Consider the following 17,540-nt stretch of genomic DNA (forward strand, 5'->3'; position numbering starts at 1 on the left):
TTGTCTCCTAAAGAACGTCCTGCTCGGCCATGCTCAGCGTCGACACGTCGCGGCGGCGCAGGGTCGGGTCGACGCGCCAGCTTGCCGGCGACAAGCCGGTCAGCGCGACGCCGCTGCCCACGGCGATGGGCTCGCCCAGGGCGAGGCGGCAGCCGGTGAAGCGCCAGTCCGCCACGTCGTGCATATGGCCGCCACGCTGGGCCTCGATGTCCAGGTCGGTGAACTGAAATCCGCGCAGCGGCGCCTCGGCGTAGGCATCGACCTCGAAGGCCACTCCCGCGCCACAAGCCGTCAGCCGCTCGATGCGTACGCCGTTGACCTGCACGCGGCCCTGGTCGGCCGGTACGGGCGTGGCGAGGTTCAGCCAGTGGGCGGGCGCCGCGGCGCGCTCGGCGGCGGGGATGTCGGCGCGGCTGAAGGCCGGGTTCCAGTTCATCGTCACGCGCAGCGCGGTGGGCACGTCGTGCAGGGCCAGGTCGCTGACCGTCACGCCTTCGATGAAGCCGCCCCGGCTGGGCGCGGACTTGAACAGCAAGCCCACCGGCACGGGTGCGTGCACCTCGATGCGCCGGGCGGTGATGCGCCGGAACCCGCCCGAGGTCTCGCTGCCGAAGGTCAGGCCCGCGGCGCCCTCGCGGACGATGCAGTCGCTGATGCTGATGTCTTCGCAGGGGCGCGCGACGCGCAGGCCGTCGGCGTCGCGGCCGGCCTTGAGCACCAGCGCGTCGTCATTGACGGCGATGTCGGCGCGGCGGACCTGCACGCGGCGCGAGGAGTCGATGTCGATGCCGTCGGTGGACGGGCCACGCGCGTCGCCGTCGTTGTTGCGGATGGTGAGGCTGTCGACGGTCACGTCCTCGCTGTAGCAGAGGTGCAGCGTCCAGAAGCCGGAGCGGCGCAGCAGCAGGCCGTCGCCGATAGTCACGCGAGCCGATTCGAAGACCTGGATGAGGCGAGGGCGCTGCGCGTCGTAGTCCGACGCCCAGCGCAGGCCGCGCGGCTCGTAGGTGGCGCGCAGGGCCCAGTAGCTGTCCCAGAAGACCTGGCCGTCGCCGTCGATGCAACCTTCGCCGACGAGGCCCACGTCGTGCTCGCCGTAGATGTTGACGAGGGCCGCCGGCCAGCGCATCTCGATGCCGGAAACGCGCGTGGGCATCACCGGGTAGTCAGCGAGGTTGCGCGAGCCCAGCAGCGTGGCGCCGCGGTCGAGCTGCAGCGTCATGCCGCTCTTCAGGAAGAGCGAGCCGGTCAGGTAGGTGCCGGGCGGGATGCGCAGCGTGGTGCGCTGCAGCGCGGCGGCGTCGATGGCGGCCTGCAGCGCCCGCGTGTCGAGCGTGAGGCCGTCACCGCGAGCGCCAAAGGCTTGGGCGTCCACCTCAGACGATGCCGCTGCCGGAGGCTCCTGCCTTGGGCGGGCGCTTCACGGCGGCCTTTTCGCGGTAGCCGCTGGCGCGGTAGGCCGCGACCGGGTCGATGGCGGCGCCACTGCGCAGGCGCGCCATCGCGAGGATGGGGCTCACGTCGGTGCGGAAGGCCTTCTTCAGCGCCTGGGCCGACTGCAGTGCGTCGTTCTCCAGCTGGAAGCCGGCCAGCGCCTTGCGATCCACCAGCGCGGCCTGCACGAAGGCGCGCTGCACTTCAACGGCGCTGCTCATCAGGCTCTCGATGGGGTCGGTCACGTTGTGGGATTGGTCCAGCATGTAGGCGGGCTTGAAGGCCGCGCCGTCACGCGCTGCCGCATCGGCCAGCTCGTTGAAGACGAGGAAGAGCTGGAAGGGGTCGATGCTCCCTGAGTCCAGGTCGTCGTCGCCGTACTTGCTGTCGTTGAAGTGGAAGCCGCCGAGCTTGCCGAACTGCGCCAGACGCGCCACGATCATCTCGATGTTGGTGTTGGGCGCGTGGTGGCCCAGGTCCACCAGGCACTTGGCCTTCTCGCCGAGCGTCTGCGCGGCGGCGAAGCTGGTGCCCCAGTCGGCAATGACGGTGCAGTAGAACGCCGGCTCGAACAGCTTGTGCTCGATGTACATCAGCCAGTCATCCGGCAGCGCGGCGTAGATGCCCTTGGCGCTGTCCAGATAGCGCTCCAGCGAGCCGCGCAGGTTGTGCTGGCCAGGGAAGTTGGCGCCGTCGCCCACCCACACCGTCAGGCCCTTGGAGCCCAGCGTCTTGCCCAGCTCGATGCAGTCGATGTTGTGCGCCACGGCCTGCTCGCGGGCGGCTTGGCTTTGCGCGGTCAGGCTGCCGTATTTGTAGGTGTGGGCCTGGCCGGCCTGGTCCTGGAAGGTGTTGGAGTTCACCGCGTCGAAGCTCAGGCCCAGGCTGTCAGCTTGCTGGCGCAGGGCCTTGGGGTCGGCGGGCTTGTCCCAGGGGAAGTGCAACGACACGGTGGGCGTGGCGCGCGTCAGCTGGTGGATGACGGCGCAGTCCTCCAGCTTCTCGGTCACGTCACGCGGCTCGCCCTTGCCGGGGAAGCGCGCGAAGCGCGTGCCGCCAGTGCCCACGCCCCAGCTGGGCAGGGCGACGGCAAAGGTCTGGGCCGTGGCGGTCAGCGCCTCGATGTCCACACCGCGGCGGGACAGCATGCCGCCCAGCGCGTCGTAGTCGGCCTGCAGCGTGGCGCGCTGGCTGGCGTTGTGTTGCTCAACCTGGCCGGCGTCGATGATGGTCGTTGTCATGCTTGTCTCCTTCCCGCCGATTGTTAGCGGGTGAACGCGGCGGCGTTGCCCGCGTCGACATTGAGGATGTTGCCCGTGCTCTTGCCGGCCTTGTCGCTGGCCAGGAAATACACCGCTTCGGCGATGTCCTCGGGCAGCACGCTGAGTTTGAGCATGCTGCGCTGGCGGTAGAACTCTTCGATGTTGTCGCTGTCGATCTTGTTGGACGCGGCGCGCTCTTCCTTCCACTTGCCGTCCCAGATGCGCGAGCCGCGGATGACGGCGTCGGGGTTGACGACGTTGACGCGCACGCCGACGGCAGCACCTTCGAGTGCGATGCAGCGGGCCAGGTGGATCTCGGCCGCCTTGGCCGTGCAGTAGGCTGAGGCGCCCGCGGAGGCGACGAGGCCGTTCTTGCTGGCCACGAACACCATGCTGCCGCCGATCTTCTGTGCTTTGAGCAGGCGGAAGGCGGCGCGGCTGACGAGGAAGTAGCCGGTGACGAGGATGTTCTGGTTGCGGTTCCAGATCTCCAGCGAGGTGTCTTCCAGCGGCGCGGCGGAGGCGATGCCGGCGTTGGACACGAGGATGTCCAGGCCGCCGAAGCGCAGCGCCGTGGCTGCGATCAGGCTTTCCACTTCGGCTTCCGAAGTGATGTCGCCGCGCACGGTGGCCACGGCGTCCTTGCCGCCCACCTTGATGAGGGCCTGGCTGGCTTCTTCGAGCGCTTCGCCGTCGATGTCGGTCAGCATGACGCAGGCGCCTTCCTGCAGCAGCTGGCGGGCGACCGCCTGGCCGATGCCGCCGGCGCCGCCGGTGACCAGGGCCACGCGGCCGGCCAGGCTCTTGGGCTTGGGCATGCGCTGCAGCTTGGCTTCTTCAAGCAGCCAGTACTCGATGTCGAAGGCTTCCTGCTCGGGCAGGCCGACGTAGGTGTCCACGCCATTGGCGCCGCGCATCACGTTGATGGCGTTGATGTAGAACTCGCCGGCGATGCGGGCGGTGGCCTTGTCCTTGGCGAAGGACAGCATGCCCACGCCGGGAATCAGGTAGATGATGGGATTGGCATCGCGCACGGCCGGGCTGTTCGGGCGCTTGCAGCGCTCGTGATAGGCACGGTAGTCGGCGCGGTAGGCCTCCAGCGCCGCGTCCAGGCCAGCCAGCACGGCGTCGATGTCGGGGTTGGCCGGGTCGAAGTCCAGCACCAGCGGGCGGATCTTGGTGCGCAGGAAGTGGTCGGGGCAGGACGTGCCGAGCGCAGCCAGCTTGGCCAGGTCGTTGCTGCCGACGAACTCCAGCACCGCGTCGCTGTCGTTGAAGTCGCCCAGCTTGCGCTCACTCGCGCTGATGCGGCCACGCAGGGCGGGCATGAGCTTGGCGGCGAGTGCTGCACGCTGGTCGGCAGGCAGGGTGATGGTCTTGACGCCGCCGAACACCGGCTGCTTGACGTTCTCGGACAGCCACTGCTCGGCCAGGCGGATCATGTCCAGCGTGATCTCGTAGCAGCTCTTGGCGGTGTCACCCCAGGTGAACAGGCCGTGGCCTTCCAGGATGATGCCCTTGAGGTGGGGCTGCGAGGTGGCCAGGGCTTCCAGCTTCAGGCCCAGGTCGTAGCCGGGGCGCTGCCAGGGCAGCCAGCCGAGCTGGCCGCCGAAGATCACTTCGGTCAGACGGCGGCTGTCGGCGCAGGCGGCGATGGCGATGATCGCGTCCGGGTGCATGTGGTCGACATGCGCCTTCGGGATATAGGCATGCAGGGGCGTATCGATACTCGCCGCACGCGGATTCAGATTGAAGGTGCAGTGCGGCAGGTAATCCACCATCTCGTCTTCATGTTCCAGGCCGCGATAACGCTTCTTCAGCGCATTCAGCTTGTCCATGTAGAGCGTGGAGAAACCATCGAGCTTGATGCTGCCCAGATCACCGCCGGAGCCCTTGACCCACAGCACGTCGACGTCGTCGCCGGTCAGATGGTCGCGCATCTTGACTTTGGCCGAGGTATTGCCGCCGCCGAAATTCGTCACGCGCAGATCCGAGCCCAGCAGATTGGAGCGATAGAGCAGCAGCTCCGGTTCGCTCAATTTGGCTGCCACGGCGTCGTCCCACTTGGAGACGATCGGAGTTTGTGCAGGGGTTTGGGAAATTGCAGTCATCAGCTTGCCTGTATTCAATCCGTCATTCATCGCCATGGCCGCATGGGGCGGCCCGGAGCCCGCCATTTGCGGGAGATTCATCGAGGAAACGGGCCGCAGTGTGAAGCGAAACGCGGGCCCCTGCGCGGCGGCGCCACAGGAAATCAAAAGGATGAGCGAAAGCGCGGCGCGGCCCCCGATCGCTCATGAAACGCTCACGGCCGTGAGCGTTTGCTGATTGACCTGGCCTGTCGACTGGCGTACTCTGCAATTCGGAACTGCGTTTCACCTCTGAGAAGGCCGCTACTTGAGCGTTTCTGATCGAAGGCGGAGGCGGCTCCAGCGGCCGGCGCCTACGCTCACCGGTCGCGATCAGGCGCCTGGCCTCAGCCGGGCTGCCGAAGCCAAGCGACGCCCGCCCCGTGAATGCAACTGAGGGCTGGGTGACATAACGACGAGACAACGGTCGCCGCCTTTCAGGCAGGGCGCCCGATAAAGGTGATCCCCATGATCAATCACAAGCGCCATAAGCGTCTGCTCAAACTGCTGGACGAGCGCGAGCACGCCAGCGTGCAGCAATTGATGGAATGGTTGTCGGCTTCTGCCGCCACGGTGCGCCGGGATATTTCCTGGCTGGCCGCCAAAAACCAGCTGACCCGCACCCGAGGCGGTGCGCAAAGGCTGGAGCAGAAGAAAAAGTCTTATGCGCTGACCAGCGAGACTTTTCAAAACAACGCCCAGCAAAATACTGCCGCCAAGCGTGCCATTGCGCGTTATGCCACGTCGATGTGCAATAACGGCGAAACCATCATCATCAACGGTGGTACCACCACGTTCATGATGGCGGAGTTTCTCATCGAGAAACAGCTGAAGATTCTCACGAACTCTTTCCTGATGGCCGAGCGCCTGCTCGTCACCAGCGACAACGAAATCATCCTGCCCGGCGGCAAGGTCTACCGCGAGCAGAACGTCATCCTCAGCCCGTTCGAGAACGACGTGGCCCAGCACCACTACGCGGCCAAGATGTTCATGGGCGTCTACGGCCTGAGCATCCTGGGCCTGATGGAAGCCGACCCGCTGCTGATCCAGGCCGAGAAGCGCCTCATCGGCCAGGCCGAAGAGCTGGTGGTGCTGGTGGACAGTTCCAAGTTCCAGCGCAAGGCGGGCCTGGTGCTGTGCGGGCTGAACCGCGTGTCCACCGTCATCACCGACACCGGGGCGTCCGACAGCGCCGTGCAGCTGCTGGAGCACTACGGCGTGCGCGTCATCACCGTGGAGCCTGAAAGCTTGGACCCTCGGGTGATGGAGGCGTCGGCGCTGAGCTCGCATGACTACGCCGCGGTGCTGGAGTCGGGGTCCTACCACCGGCACGCAGGACTGGTGTCTTGAGCTCTAAGGCCCGTGATCTCGTTTCGGGCTCTGTCGTCCTCGACATCGGCAAGACCAACGCCAAGCTGACGCTCATCGACGCGGCCGGCAAAACGCTGGCCGAGGCGCGCACGCCCAACACCGTGCGCCGAGATGGCCTCTACCCGCACCACGACACCGAGAGGCTGTGGAGCTGGATGCTGGGGCAGCTGCGCGAGCTGTCGGCGCTGGCGCACATCCGCGCCATCGTGCCCGTCACGCACGGCGCCACGGCCGCGCTGATCGACGATTCCGGCCTGGTGCTGCCGGTGCCCGACTACGAGCATGTGCCGGGCGACGCGACCGATGCGGCGCGCTACGACTCGCTGCGCCCGGCCTTCGACGAGAGCGGTTCGCCGCAGCTGCCCGCTGGTCTCAACCTGGGCCGGCAACTGGACTGGCTGCAAGCCCGCTTCCCCGCGGAGTTCGCGCGTGCCCGGCATGTGCTGATGTACCCGCAGTACTGGGCCTGGCGCTTCTGCAATGTGGCGGCCAGTGAGGTCACGTCGCTGGGTTGCCATACCGATCTGTGGCGGCCGCGGCAGCGCAGCTGGTCGTCCCTGGTCGAGGGCCAGGGCTGGCAGGCGCTGTTTCCGCCGCAGCGCGAGGCCTGGGCGCGCCTGGGCACGCTGCGGGCCGATGTGGCCGCCGACACCGGGCTGCCGGCCGACTGCGAGATCGTCTGCGGCATCCACGACAGCAACGCGTCACTGCTTCGCCATCTGCTGACGCTGCAACAGAGCGGCCCCTGCACCGTGCTGTCCACCGGCACCTGGGTCATCGCCGCGGCCCTGGGCTCGGCGACCAAGCCTCTCGTCGAGGCGCAGGACATGCTGGCCAACTGCAACGTCTTTGGCGATGCCGTGCCCTGCATCCGCTTCATGGGCGGGCGCGAGTTCGGCGCGATTGCCGGCGCGCAGCCGGCGGCGTTCACGGTCGAGGACATCGAGCGGCTGATTGCGCGGCGGACGATGGCCCTGCCTTGTTTTGCCGAAACCGGCGGGCCCTTCGCCGGCCAATCCGGCCGCGTCACCGGCCCGCCACCAGCGACACCCGCCGAGCAGGCTGCGCTGGCCACGCTCTACGTTGTGCAGATGACGGACCACTGCCTGGCAGCCCTCGGCGCCAGGGGGCGTGTGGTCGTGGAGGGTGCGTTCACGGCGAACCCGTGGTTCGGCCCGTTGCTGGCCGGGCTGACCGAGGGCCGCGACGTGATGGTGTCGGACGACAGCAGCGGCACGACCTGCGGAGCCTGGTTGCTGGACTCCTGGGGCCGTGCGCCTGACGCCGCCGCGGCGCCGGTGGCCGCGCTGAACCCGCCGGGATGGCGGGCCTATCACGATGCTTGGCGAACTTACGCCGGCGCGCACTGACCGCGCGTGAACGCAAAAAGGGCCGGCCTCTCGCGAGACCGGCCCTTTGACTTTGGCGCTTGGCTGATCAGCCGCCGCTGCTGCGGTTGGTGCGGCGGCGAATGCCGGCCACGCCCAGCCCCGCTAGCGAAGCCAGGCCCAGCGAGCCGGGTTCCGGCACGGTGAAGGCGCGCACGCTGTCGATGGCTGGCGCGCTGTAGCCGGCCGTGTCGGTCGCGCTGTCGAAGGCGTAGACCCGCACCTCGTTGAAGCCGACCGTGTCGCTCAGGCCCAGCACGTCGCCAATGCCGGCGGCGCCCAGCGACACGCGGCCGCTGCCGGTCAGCGCGCCGTTCAGCCAGGTCTGCCACATCAGATAGATGTTGGCGTAGCCGGAGTCGACGGCGAACTCGATGCCGTTGAGCTGGGCGCCCGTGCTGCGGATGGACAGATAGGCGTTCATGCCGGCCGTGGCGAAGTAGTTGCCCGAGAAGGACTGGCTGTAGCTCTCGCCGGCGCCGAGGTCCACGCAGTTGCCACCCGCGTAGCCGCAACCGCCGTTGTCGTTGCCCAGCCCGGTGTGGCTGAACAGCAGGCCGCCTTCCGACCAGGGGCTGGCCAACGTCGTGTTGGTGTCGAAGTCGGCCGCGTACGTCAGGTGCGTTGCACCTGGTGTGGCGCTGCCAGCACCCGTGGTCTGCACGACGGCAGCTGCTGCGGGCAGGGCCAGCAAGGCGGCGAGAAGAGGAGCGATGGTTTTCATGGTGCTGGCGTTCATTGCGCTGCGACGAGGTCGATGGCGTCGAAGGACAGGGCCGGGCTCAGGAAGCTGGTGCCCGCCGTGCCGCTGACGGTGTTGATGGTCAGCACATTGGTGCCGACGACGAGTTGGGCGGCCGGGATGTCGAAGGTGTAGGTGCGGTTGAAGCCGCGGTACGTGCCCACCGTGACGTTGCGCGAGACCTTGGGCGGCGCGGTCGGGATGGCGGAGCTCCAGCTGTTGACCGTGACCTGCGGGCGGGCGCTGTTGTAGTCGGCCGTGATGCCGATGCGCAGGCGCAGCGGCGCTGCGTTCTGGCCGCGCTTGAGCGTGAAGCGCACCTGCAGGCCGTTGTTCACGTCCTTCCACTGGTATGGCGGCCATTGGGTTGCGGCGTTGGACTGGCCGATGACGAAGGGCCCGACGTTCCACGACGCCATGCGCACGTCGGACGGGTGCATGAAGGTCAGCTTGTCGCCGTTGATGAACTCCTGCGGCGTGCCGTCCCAGCGGCCGATGCGCCAGATGGCGGGTGTGGCCTCCGGGTCGGCGGTGATGGCGACCGTGTTCAGCGCGTAGCTGGTGTTGGCCGTCACAGTCACGGGCACCGTCTGCACGGCAAGTTCGCCCTTGTAGACCGTCATCGTGTAGCTGCCGGGCAGCATGCCTTCGGCCGTGAAGTGGCCGTCCACCGGGTCGGCGTCGACCCAGTACTGGGCCTGCGCGTTGGCGATGCCCACCGTGTAGGGCACGCCCGCCACGCGGCCACTCAGGCCGGCCACGTTGACCGCACCACGGCCCACCGGCGGCACGTAGCCGACCATGCCCAACGTGCCGTACCAGCTGGTGTCAGGCCTTGCCGTCGGCGCCGTGCCGTCGTTGAAGATCATCGTGTACGTGTTCAGCACGTTCAGGCGGAAGGGTTCGATCTGCGCCTCGCCGTAATTGACCATGTAGGTCAGCTCGTTGTGCGTGCTGGTGATCTGCTGCAGCAGGCTGCGGTAGAACGGGCCGCTGGAGCCACCCTCGTTGTTGTCGCGCCAGAACCAGATGCCCACGCCCGGGCCGGTACCGCCGAGGAACTGCCAGTCCTTCAGGCGCCGGTTGGCGTAGTGCTTGGAACGCGACTGGCCGTAGCGCGCGTCGGTGGCCGGGAAGCCGAACACGTCGCTGGCCTCGATGGCGGCGCTGGTGCCGCGCAGGTCCTCGGCCCAGTAGCTGTCTGCGCCGTAGGTGACGAGGCCGCCGGCCGCGTTGGCCGGGCCGCCGTTGGGCAGCTTGGCGATGGGAATGCGCGCGATGAAGCGCACCAGGCCGTGCACATCGGGCTCTTCGGTGAAGTGCGTGCCCATGTGGATGTTGGACTCACCCTTCTTCACCAGGTAGTAGTGCGTCAGCACGCCACCCTTGAGGCTGTTCACGGTCAGCGTGACCCGGATGTAGTCGTTGCCGGTGACGACGCCGCCGTTCGTGGTGGCGGCCGGCGTGACCGTGCCGTTCGCGCTGACCAGCTCGGCCTTCACGGCCACGGCGCTGACGCCGTTGTAGAGCCAGTCGGCGCCGGAGTTGAGCTGCGTGCCGCGTGCCGGGTCGCCGTACTCCACGCCCTTGTAGAGCATGCTGGAGATGTCGCCGGCGGAGGTGGTGCTGGCACCGTTGTCCCAGGCGCGCACCTTGAACACCAGGCCGGCATCCGTGTCGATGACGTACTGCGGCCGCGCGGCGTTGTTGTTGTCGTGGACGGTGGTGATGCTGAAGGCCGCCATCGCGGCCGGTGCCGTGGCGGCGAGCAGGCCTGCGGCCAGCCATCGCGCCCAGGGTGGGCGCGTGCTTGTCGTGTTCATGAGGTCTCCTGGTTTTGTGTCGTTGTTCACGGTCTGCGGAAGGGCCTGTTCACAAGACGGCAATGGGTCGCGTTGAGGCCAGGCAAGCCGCGAGCAAGGCGCAAACCACAGCCGGGTCGGGTACCCGGCGAGGATTTGCAACGTCGCGCGCGGCTTGCCTGGCCTCAACCCTTCGGGAAGGCCGGTCATCAGGGGCCACTCGGCGTTGCACCGCTTGCCCGCACATGAGTGCGGGCGGTGCGCTGCGCCTTGATTGGCCCCTGATGACCGGCCTTCGCGACCTATTGCCGTCTTGTGAACAGGCCCTAGCCATCAGCCGGAGCGGACTCTAGGGAGGGCCTCATGGCGCGTGTACTCAACCGCTTGAGCGTTTTGGCATGCAGTCACCCACGTGATTGATCGCCCGTTGGCGCGATAACGAAATGGGAATCGTGGGAGCGCTCACCCGCCGCGAATGGCCATGGCGTGAGCGATGCATGAGCAGGCCGCACCTCCCGGCGGGCCTGCGAGTGCTACTTCATCAGTGCCTGATACGTCAGGTTGCGCACGCGCAAGTGCAGCGTCGAATTGCCGGCCGGCCTGAGCTGCGTCATGAACAGGATGACGAGGCGTTCCTTCGGGTCCACCGTGTACTGCGGGAAGTAGGCGCTGCCCCAGCCGAAGGCGCCTTCACTGCCCAGTTCCTTGAAACCGCCGCGCCTCACGTTCACCCAGAAGCCCAGGCCGAAGCCATCGGCGTCACCGCCGGACTTCGGGCCGAGATGGTCGGCCGTCATCAGCTCCACGGTCTTGGGCGAGAGGATGCGGGCACCGTCCAGCTCGCCCTTGTTCAGAAGCATCTGCAGGAAGCGCGTGTAGTCGCCCGCGGTGGACAGCATGCCGGCGCCGCCGGACAGCAGTTTGCGCGGGCCGTTGACGAAGTCGCTCCTGGCCGATGTCTCCATCAGCTTGAGTTGGCCGCCCTCCAGGCCGTAGACATTTGCCAGGCGCTCGACCTTCTCGGGCGGCACCGAGAAGCTGGTGTCCGGCATGCGCAGCGGATCGGTGATGCGTTCCTTGATGAAGCGGTCCAGCGGCTGGCCGGACACGACCTCAACGAGGCGGCCGAGCACGTCGGTCGCGTAGCCGTAGATGAATTGCTCGCCGGGCTGGCCTTGCAGCGGCAGCGCGGCGAAGCGGTCGGTCCATGCGGCCAGCGTCTCGTCGTTGCCGACGAGATACCAGTCCTTCAGGCCCGCTGCGTCGTAGGCCGCCTTGGCCGGGCCGGGGCCGTAGCTCATGCCCGAGGTGTGGGTCAACAGGTCGTGGATGGTCAGCGTGCGGCGTGGCTTCTCGTTGCCGCCTTGGGCCAAGGCGACCTGCACGTTGGCGAAGGCCGGCAGGTAGCGCGCCACCGGATCCTTCAGCAGGAAACGCCCTTCCTCGTAGAGGATCATGGCCGCGACTGTCGTCAGCGCCTTGGTCATGGACGCGATGCGGAAGATCGTGTCCGTGCGCATCGCCTTGGCGTTCTCGATGTCGCGCTGGCCATAGGCCTTGAAGACGACCGGCTTGCCGTCGCGCAGCACCGCCATTACGCCACCGGCGAGCTGCTGCTTGCTGATCTGCTCGTCGATGGCCGCGTCCAGGCGCTGCAGGCGCTCGGGTGAGAAGCCGTTGGCGGCGACGGCGGCAGCCTTGGCTGGGGCGGCGACGGTGAGGGGAGCGTGGGTCAGCGTGGCGCAGGCCAGCGCCACGGCAAGAACGGCAGTCTTCATTCGGCTCAGTCGCCCAACGGTCGCTGATTGGTGAAGCCGGGGCTGGCCGCGACGCGGAACTGCTCCGGCGCCAACGGCTTGCTGGGCTCGATGGCGCCAAGATCATCCCGCAGCTGCGCGGCCACCGGCACCCGGGCTTCCCTGAGGCCCAGCGCCACCAAACGCGCCAACTGCATGGCGCCGTAGTTGTTGTGGTGGGTGTTGTCCAGCTTGCCGTTGTTCATCGGGTGCGCCAGCTGCGAGCGCTCCGGCCCCAGTGCCTCGTAGAGCTGGATGCTCATCGCGTTGAGGTCGATGAAGGCCAGCTTCATGTCCTGCGCCACCGCGCGTGCCGCGTCGGCGTACTCGGTCAGGCTGGGCTTGAGCTTGCCCTGCGCGTCGAAGTTGCGGCGCTCCATCGACGACACCACCACCGGCGCACCGCCGCGCGCCAGGATGGCTTCAGCGTGCGTGCGCAGCTCGGCCTTGTAGGTCTCGGCGTTGCCGCTGCCGTCCTTCTGCTGCTTCTGGTCGTTGTGGCCGAACTGCAGCAACACCGTGTCGCCGGGTTGCAGCGTGGACAGGATCTTGTCGATGCGCCGGCGCGCCAGTGAGTCGCGGAAGGTCTCGCCCGACTCGGCGTGGTTGGACACGGCCACGGTCGGCTTGAACAGGTTGGTGAGCATCTGGCCCCAGCTGGCGTAGGGCTCGCCAGACTGGTCAGCCACCGTGGAGTCGCCCAGCAGGTAGACCGTGGGCAGCGTGACCGGCTCGATGGCCAGGCTGTGCAGCGCCGGCTGGCTGCCGTTGATCTCCAGCGTCAGGCGCCGGTCCCAGGCCCAGGCTTCGCCGACGATCTCGCGCTCCTTCAGCTTCACGCGGCCGGCTTCCACCCCAGGCACGGCGGCGATGTTGGCGGTGCGCACGTTGACGATGAAGCTGCGCGTCTGCGTGCTGCCGGCGGGCAGCTTGACGCTGTCCAACTGCAGGCGGCGCAGTTCGGCCTTGATGGTCGTGTCGCTGGCGGTTGGCCCGCCCAGCGTGGCGGTGACGCGGTAGTTGCCTTCGGGCAGGTCCACCGAGAAGAAGTAAGGCAGGCCGGCGCCGTTGCGCGCGTCGCTGGCCTCGAAGCCGTGGCCACGCTCGCGGCTGTAGCCGGTGTCGGCCGACACGGCCACTTCGCCCGCAGCGGGCTTGCCGTCGAAGTTGAAGCGCAGCGTGTCGAGGCCCCAAGCAGGCGCAGCCAGCAGGCTGGCGACGAGGAGGAGTTGCTTCATGTCAGTCCGTCAGTTGGTCGCCAACGAGCGCCAGGTTCTGGATGGCCGCCAGGCCCCATTGCGCCGTGTCGTTGGTGCTGATCCAAGGTGCTTCGTCCACCGGGTTCAGCACCAGCGGGCCGGCCACGTGCTGCGTCTTCAGCGGCTTGGCACCGAAGCGCTCGTCGGCCATGAACTCGCGCCAGGCCCGCTGCGCCAGGGCCTTGTCCTGCTTCTGCCTGGCGGCGTAGGCGCTGAGCCGCGAGTGGCCCACGCTGAGCACCGGGCTGCCACCGTGAGGCGCGCCGAGCATCTTGACCTGCTGGTCTTTGGGTGCGTTGTAGAGCTCGCAGTACTGCAGCCAGGCCTGCTTGAAGGCGGGCTCGTCGATCAGCTCCACCAGCTCGGCCATCATCTCCACGGCGCCGAAGACGGCGCTCAGGTGGCTGGCGCTGATCTTGTCGCCGCTGACGTTGTGGAAGGCACCCTCGTTGGGGCCGGTCGGCTCGTAGCCACCGCTGCCGGTGAAGAAGCCGTGGGGCATGGCGGCGATGCCCTGCATGCCGCGCAGCAGCTTGTTTCGCCAGCGGACGTCGCCGGTGCGCTCCCACTCGGTCAGCACGTTCGCGACGATGGAGCCCCAGTCCGTGCCGAAGCCGATGCGCGCGGGCCAGGGGCCCTTGTCCACGCGGCCGGCGATCTTGCGCACCGGGTCCACGAAGTCCAGCTTGGTGTCGACATTGAGCACCTCGCGCATGACGTCGCCCACGCGCTCGTCGGCGGTCAGGTAGTAATAGAAGCGCCGGTAGGCCGAGGTGGAGATGCGCGCCTGCTTGGCGCTGCAGCCCCAGTGCTGCACGTTGTGGCGTGTGCCCAGGCCCTGGAACTGGCCGGCGTGATAGATGTCGACCTCGCTGGTGTGGCGCACCATGGCCTCGGCGAAGCGGAAGATGTCGGCCCGGCCGCTGCGCAGATAGGCGTACCAGAGCCAGAGGTCGGGCGACAACTCCGAGTTGTCCCAGGCAAAGCCGCCCACGTCGTAGCGCCATTCGTGGCGGTCGCTGTCGTAGGTGTGGCGGATGTCGCCATAGTCCCAGAAGCCGTACCAGTGGCGCTGCTCGACCTCCTTGGCGTAGAAGCCGAACAGGAAGTCGAGCTTGTCCTCGATCTTCACGCGCGCCGGGGTGCTGCGGTCGGGCAGGCTCCACAGCTTGCCGAACACGCCGGCCTGCAGATAGCGCTGGGGTGACGCAGCCAGTTGCGGCGGTGTTTGCACTGCCGAGGCCATCTGCACGAGGCGTTCGCGCGTCGGCGTGGTGGCCAGCGCCCACAGCGTGATCTCGCTGCTGCGCGCAATGCCGATCGGTGAGCCGAAGCCCTTCTCGTAGTCCTCGTAGGTGATCTCCAGGCCTTCGAGCTCCTGCTCGTGGGTCTCCTGCCCCAAGCCATCGTGATAGAAGCGCAGGTCCATGGCCGGCGCCTCGGGCGAGTGCATCCAGACGGTCACCTCGGCTGCATCGGTGTGCGAGTTGCGGATGTCCAGTTGCGTCGGGTGGCGCTGCCAGAAGTCGCGCAGGCCGAAGGCCACGCCGCCGGTCGCCCCGCCGATGTAGCCGCTGCCTGGCGCGCGCTTGCCGAAGGCGGCGGGAATCCAGCCATGGCCGGCCTTGGTTCGCTTCTTGATCTGGAAGCCGTCGGCGCTGAGCTGGCTCAACGTGTAGTCGCCCCAGGCGGGGATGCGGTGCTGCAGCTTGCGTACCTGTGCGCCCCACTGCTCCAGCGGCGGTGTGGCACGCCCGGCGAGCTGGGCCTCGCGCACGGCGGCACCCGGCTCGCGGCGAAGGCCGGTGAGGTTGCGCACGCCTTCGGCCCACAGGCCGCCGGCCTCGCCGGCAAAGCGCACATGGCGGTCGTACAGCGCGTCGCGCAGCGGTACCTCGAAGCGCAGGCCGATGCCGCGCAGGAAGTCCTTCTGGTCGTCGCCGTCGAAGACGAAGGTGTGCAGCACGCGCAGCGATTCGGCGCCGGCGTAGAAATAGAAGCGCACGGAGAAGGGCAACCAGGCACGGCCGGCCGCGCTGCGGTGCTGGCCATCGACCTTGACGACGGCGCGCACGGGGCCGGTCTGCTCGACGGTCAGCTGGGTGATGCGGCTGTCGAAGCGGGTCTGGGTGACGGGGCCTTGCTCGGCATCGGGCTTGTCGTCGGTCTGCGCGACGAGGCTGGCCGCGCGCAGGATCTCGCGGCCGTCGCGCTCGATGCTGCGCACGAGCTGCGCGCCGCTGCGCGGTAGCCGGGCGCGGATAACGCCGGTGTCGACCTCGATGAAGTCTTTCTCCTCACGCACCGTGACGCGCGCGCCACCGGTCGCCGCACCCTTGCCCGGCCGGATGCTGGGCGCCGCACCGGCATCGACGCCGGCCGGCAGTGCATGCGCCGTCCACTTCAGCGAGCCATCGGGCCAATAGGCCAGCGGCCAGCTCTGCAGCGGCAGCGGGCTGCCCTTGGCGTCAACCGCGTTGAAGTCCTGGCCCTTTGGGTGCTGGCCGCGCGGCCAGGGCAGGCCCAGCGTGGCGCCCAGTGGCAGCGCGGGGGCGGCGCCGTCCAGCCAGCGCAGCGCAAGCTGGTCTGCGGAGACGGCTGCGGTCGGCGCGGGCGCCGGTGCCGCGCTGGCAGCGGTGGCCAGGCCCGTCAGACCCAGCGGCAGGGACGCGGTCTTGAAGAAGTTGCGGCGGCTGAAGTCGGTCATGGGCGGGCGTGTTGGACGGGGGGCAGTTCGGAGGAAGGCGCTGGGCCACCACGGCCCCAGAGGCGGTCGTAGGGCCAGCCGGTCAGGTCTTCGACGATGCGCTGGTTCTCCGCGCTCTCGGCCTCGGTCGCGCCGTTGCGCAGCCGCTCCACCTCGTGCACCAGCACGGCATGCGTGCTCGCGTTCAGGCGGAAGCGCCACGACGCCAGCGCGCCCAGTACCAGCATCAACAGCGGCCCACCGACCATCAGCGCCGTGACGGTCTGGATGGCCTCGGGGGTTTGCACGACGACCTCGCCCGGGCGGGTCTTGATGTAGCCGCCCAGGTCGATGACCCAGCCGCTGGCGATCATGGCGGCGCTCTGCGCGAGCTTGCGCACCAGCGTCATCACGCCGGCGAAGATGCCCTCGCGGCGCTGGCCGGTGACGGCCTCGTCGATGTCGGGCAGGTAGTTGTAGACCGACCAGGGCACGAAGTTCAGCGTGCCGCGGCCCAGGCCCGCGAGGACGATGGGCACGAAGAGCCAGAACACGAGGCTCAAGGAGAAGCCGGGGCGCGTCGGGTCCAACGCGCCGAAGAGGTTGGCCCCCAGCGCCTTGAAACCCTCGGCAAAGCCCTCGGGCCGCGTCAGGTAGAAGCCCAGGTAGAGCAGCACCGCGGCGCCGAACAACGAGGCGGCCAGCCGGTAGGCCAGCACGGGGCCGGTGCGGATGACGATCTGGATGGCCACCATCACCGAGATGAGCTGGGCCACGTACATGACCGTCAGCAGCTGCGAGATGACGAGCGTCGCGCCCATCAGCACCGTGGCCACGAAGAAGGCGAAGGCGCTGTTGAAGATGTCCTGCGACAGGTAGCCGCCGAGATAGATGGACAGGTGCTGGCGGAAGGCGCGGATCTTCAGCGTGGAGAACAGGTCGCGGAACATCTTGGTGGGAATCGCCAGCGCCGCCTTGAGGTTGAAGCCGCCGTAGGTCTGCGACATGACGGCCTGCTCACGCGTGCCGTAGGGGCGCTCCCAGGTGGTCAACACGACGATGGTCACGACGACCGAGAAGATCACGCCGAAGATGGCCGCCATCCAGAAGAAGGTGTCGGGCGAGTCCTTGCCGCCGAACTGGCTGATGAGCAGCGTGGGCAGGTAGGAGGCCAGGATGGCCGAGCTCTGCGCGACGATCATTCGGGCACCGGCGAACTTGGCCTTGCGCTTGTAGTCCTTGGTCATCTCGGCCGCCAGCGTTTCCCAGGGGATGAGAAACATCGTGTACAGCAGCTCGAAGAAGATGAAGGCGAACAGGTAGTAGTAGAAGGTGTGGCCGGCGCGGAAGATCAGCGCGAAGCTGGGCAGCAGCGGGATGGTGATGAGCAGGAAGATCTTGCGCCGGCCGATCTTGCGGCCCACCCAGGTGTGGCGCAGGTTGTCCGACACATAGCCGATCAGCGGGCAGGTGATGGCTTCGATCAGCCGCGGCAGCCCGAGCACCAGCCCGGCCTCGGCAGCACTGAGGCCGCAGAAGGTCGTGAAGAAATAGAACAGCCAGCCGGTGATGACGGCCTGGGCGCCGGCGCCCAGCATGTCGCCCGAGCCCCAGCCCCAGTAGTTGATCCAGCCCGGCTCCTTGGCCGCGGGGTGCAGGTTCTTCTGCATC

At 67.9% G+C, this 17,540-nt stretch carries 11 protein-coding genes; 2 read left to right on the forward strand and 9 right to left on the reverse strand.

From position 1 onward, the window contains the following. Positions 1-7: 7 nt before the first annotated feature. From AC07V5_RS11390 to AC07V5_RS11400, 3 genes are read right to left on the reverse strand one after another with little or no spacing between them, the layout of a single operon-like run. On the reverse strand, positions 8-1,375 hold the full coding sequence (locus tag AC07V5_RS11390) for a glycoside hydrolase family 28 protein (protein ID WP_495115791.1): 1,368 nt from the start codon (positions 1,373-1,375) through the stop codon (positions 8-10). A 1-nt stretch (position 1,376) separates the two neighbouring features. Beyond that, positions 1,377-2,675, reverse strand: coding sequence for an L-rhamnose catabolism isomerase (gene rhaI / locus AC07V5_RS11395; protein ID WP_495115792.1), 1,299 nt, complete (start codon positions 2,673-2,675; stop codon positions 1,377-1,379). Between the two features lie 23 nt (positions 2,676-2,698). Next, positions 2,699-4,807 (reverse strand): bifunctional rhamnulose-1-phosphate aldolase/short-chain dehydrogenase, encoded by a 2,109-nt coding sequence (locus AC07V5_RS11400; protein WP_495115793.1) that lies wholly within the window; start codon positions 4,805-4,807, stop codon positions 2,699-2,701. 486 nt (positions 4,808-5,293) lie between these two features. Between AC07V5_RS11400 and AC07V5_RS11405 the strand changes: the two genes are divergently transcribed. Both AC07V5_RS11405 and AC07V5_RS11410 read left to right on the forward strand, forming a co-directional pair. Continuing rightward, positions 5,294-6,175 (forward strand): DeoR/GlpR family DNA-binding transcription regulator, encoded by an 882-nt coding sequence (locus tag AC07V5_RS11405; RefSeq protein WP_495115794.1) that lies wholly within the window; start codon positions 5,294-5,296, stop codon positions 6,173-6,175. Beyond that, the gene (locus tag AC07V5_RS11410; RefSeq protein ID WP_495115795.1) at positions 6,172-7,566 is read left to right on the forward strand and encodes an FGGY-family carbohydrate kinase; all 1,395 of its coding nucleotides are present in this window, start codon (positions 6,172-6,174) and stop codon (positions 7,564-7,566) included. Before AC07V5_RS11405 ends, AC07V5_RS11410 begins: the two co-directional genes overlap by 4 nt. 67 nt (positions 7,567-7,633) lie before the next feature. Here AC07V5_RS11410 and AC07V5_RS11415 read toward each other — a convergent pair whose 3' ends face one another. From AC07V5_RS11415 to AC07V5_RS11440, 6 genes are all read right to left on the reverse strand, one after another. Beyond that, positions 7,634-8,308, reverse strand: a complete 675-nt coding sequence (locus tag AC07V5_RS11415; protein WP_495115796.1) for a PEP-CTERM sorting domain-containing protein — start codon at positions 8,306-8,308, stop codon at positions 7,634-7,636. A gap of 11 nt (positions 8,309-8,319) precedes the next feature. Further along, complete coding sequence (locus AC07V5_RS11420; protein WP_495115797.1) at positions 8,320-10,149, reverse strand: rhamnogalacturonan lyase B N-terminal domain-containing protein; 1,830 nt, start codon at positions 10,147-10,149, stop codon at positions 8,320-8,322. A 512-nt stretch (positions 10,150-10,661) separates the two neighbouring features. Continuing rightward, on the reverse strand, positions 10,662-11,906 hold the full coding sequence (locus AC07V5_RS11425; protein ID WP_495115798.1) for a serine hydrolase domain-containing protein: 1,245 nt from the start codon (positions 11,904-11,906) through the stop codon (positions 10,662-10,664). Between the two features lie 5 nt (positions 11,907-11,911). After that, positions 11,912-13,162 carry a rhamnogalacturonan acetylesterase gene (locus AC07V5_RS11430; protein ID WP_495115799.1) on the reverse strand — a complete coding sequence of 417 codons (1,251 nt, stop codon included), beginning with the start codon at positions 13,160-13,162 and terminating at the stop codon, positions 11,912-11,914. Between the two features lies 1 nt (position 13,163). Beyond that, positions 13,164-15,890: an exo-rhamnogalacturonan lyase family protein gene (locus tag AC07V5_RS11435; RefSeq protein WP_495115800.1), complete on the reverse strand. Its 2,727-nt coding sequence runs from the start codon at positions 15,888-15,890 to the stop codon at positions 13,164-13,166. Continuing rightward, positions 15,887-17,539, reverse strand: coding sequence for an MFS transporter (locus tag AC07V5_RS11440; protein ID WP_495115801.1), 1,653 nt, complete (start codon positions 17,537-17,539; stop codon positions 15,887-15,889). The genes AC07V5_RS11435 and AC07V5_RS11440 overlap by 4 nt, the downstream gene beginning before the upstream one ends. Between the last annotated feature and the right edge of the window lies 1 nt (position 17,540).

Source organism: Roseateles sp. GW821-FHT02E12, from assembly GCF_059421665.1.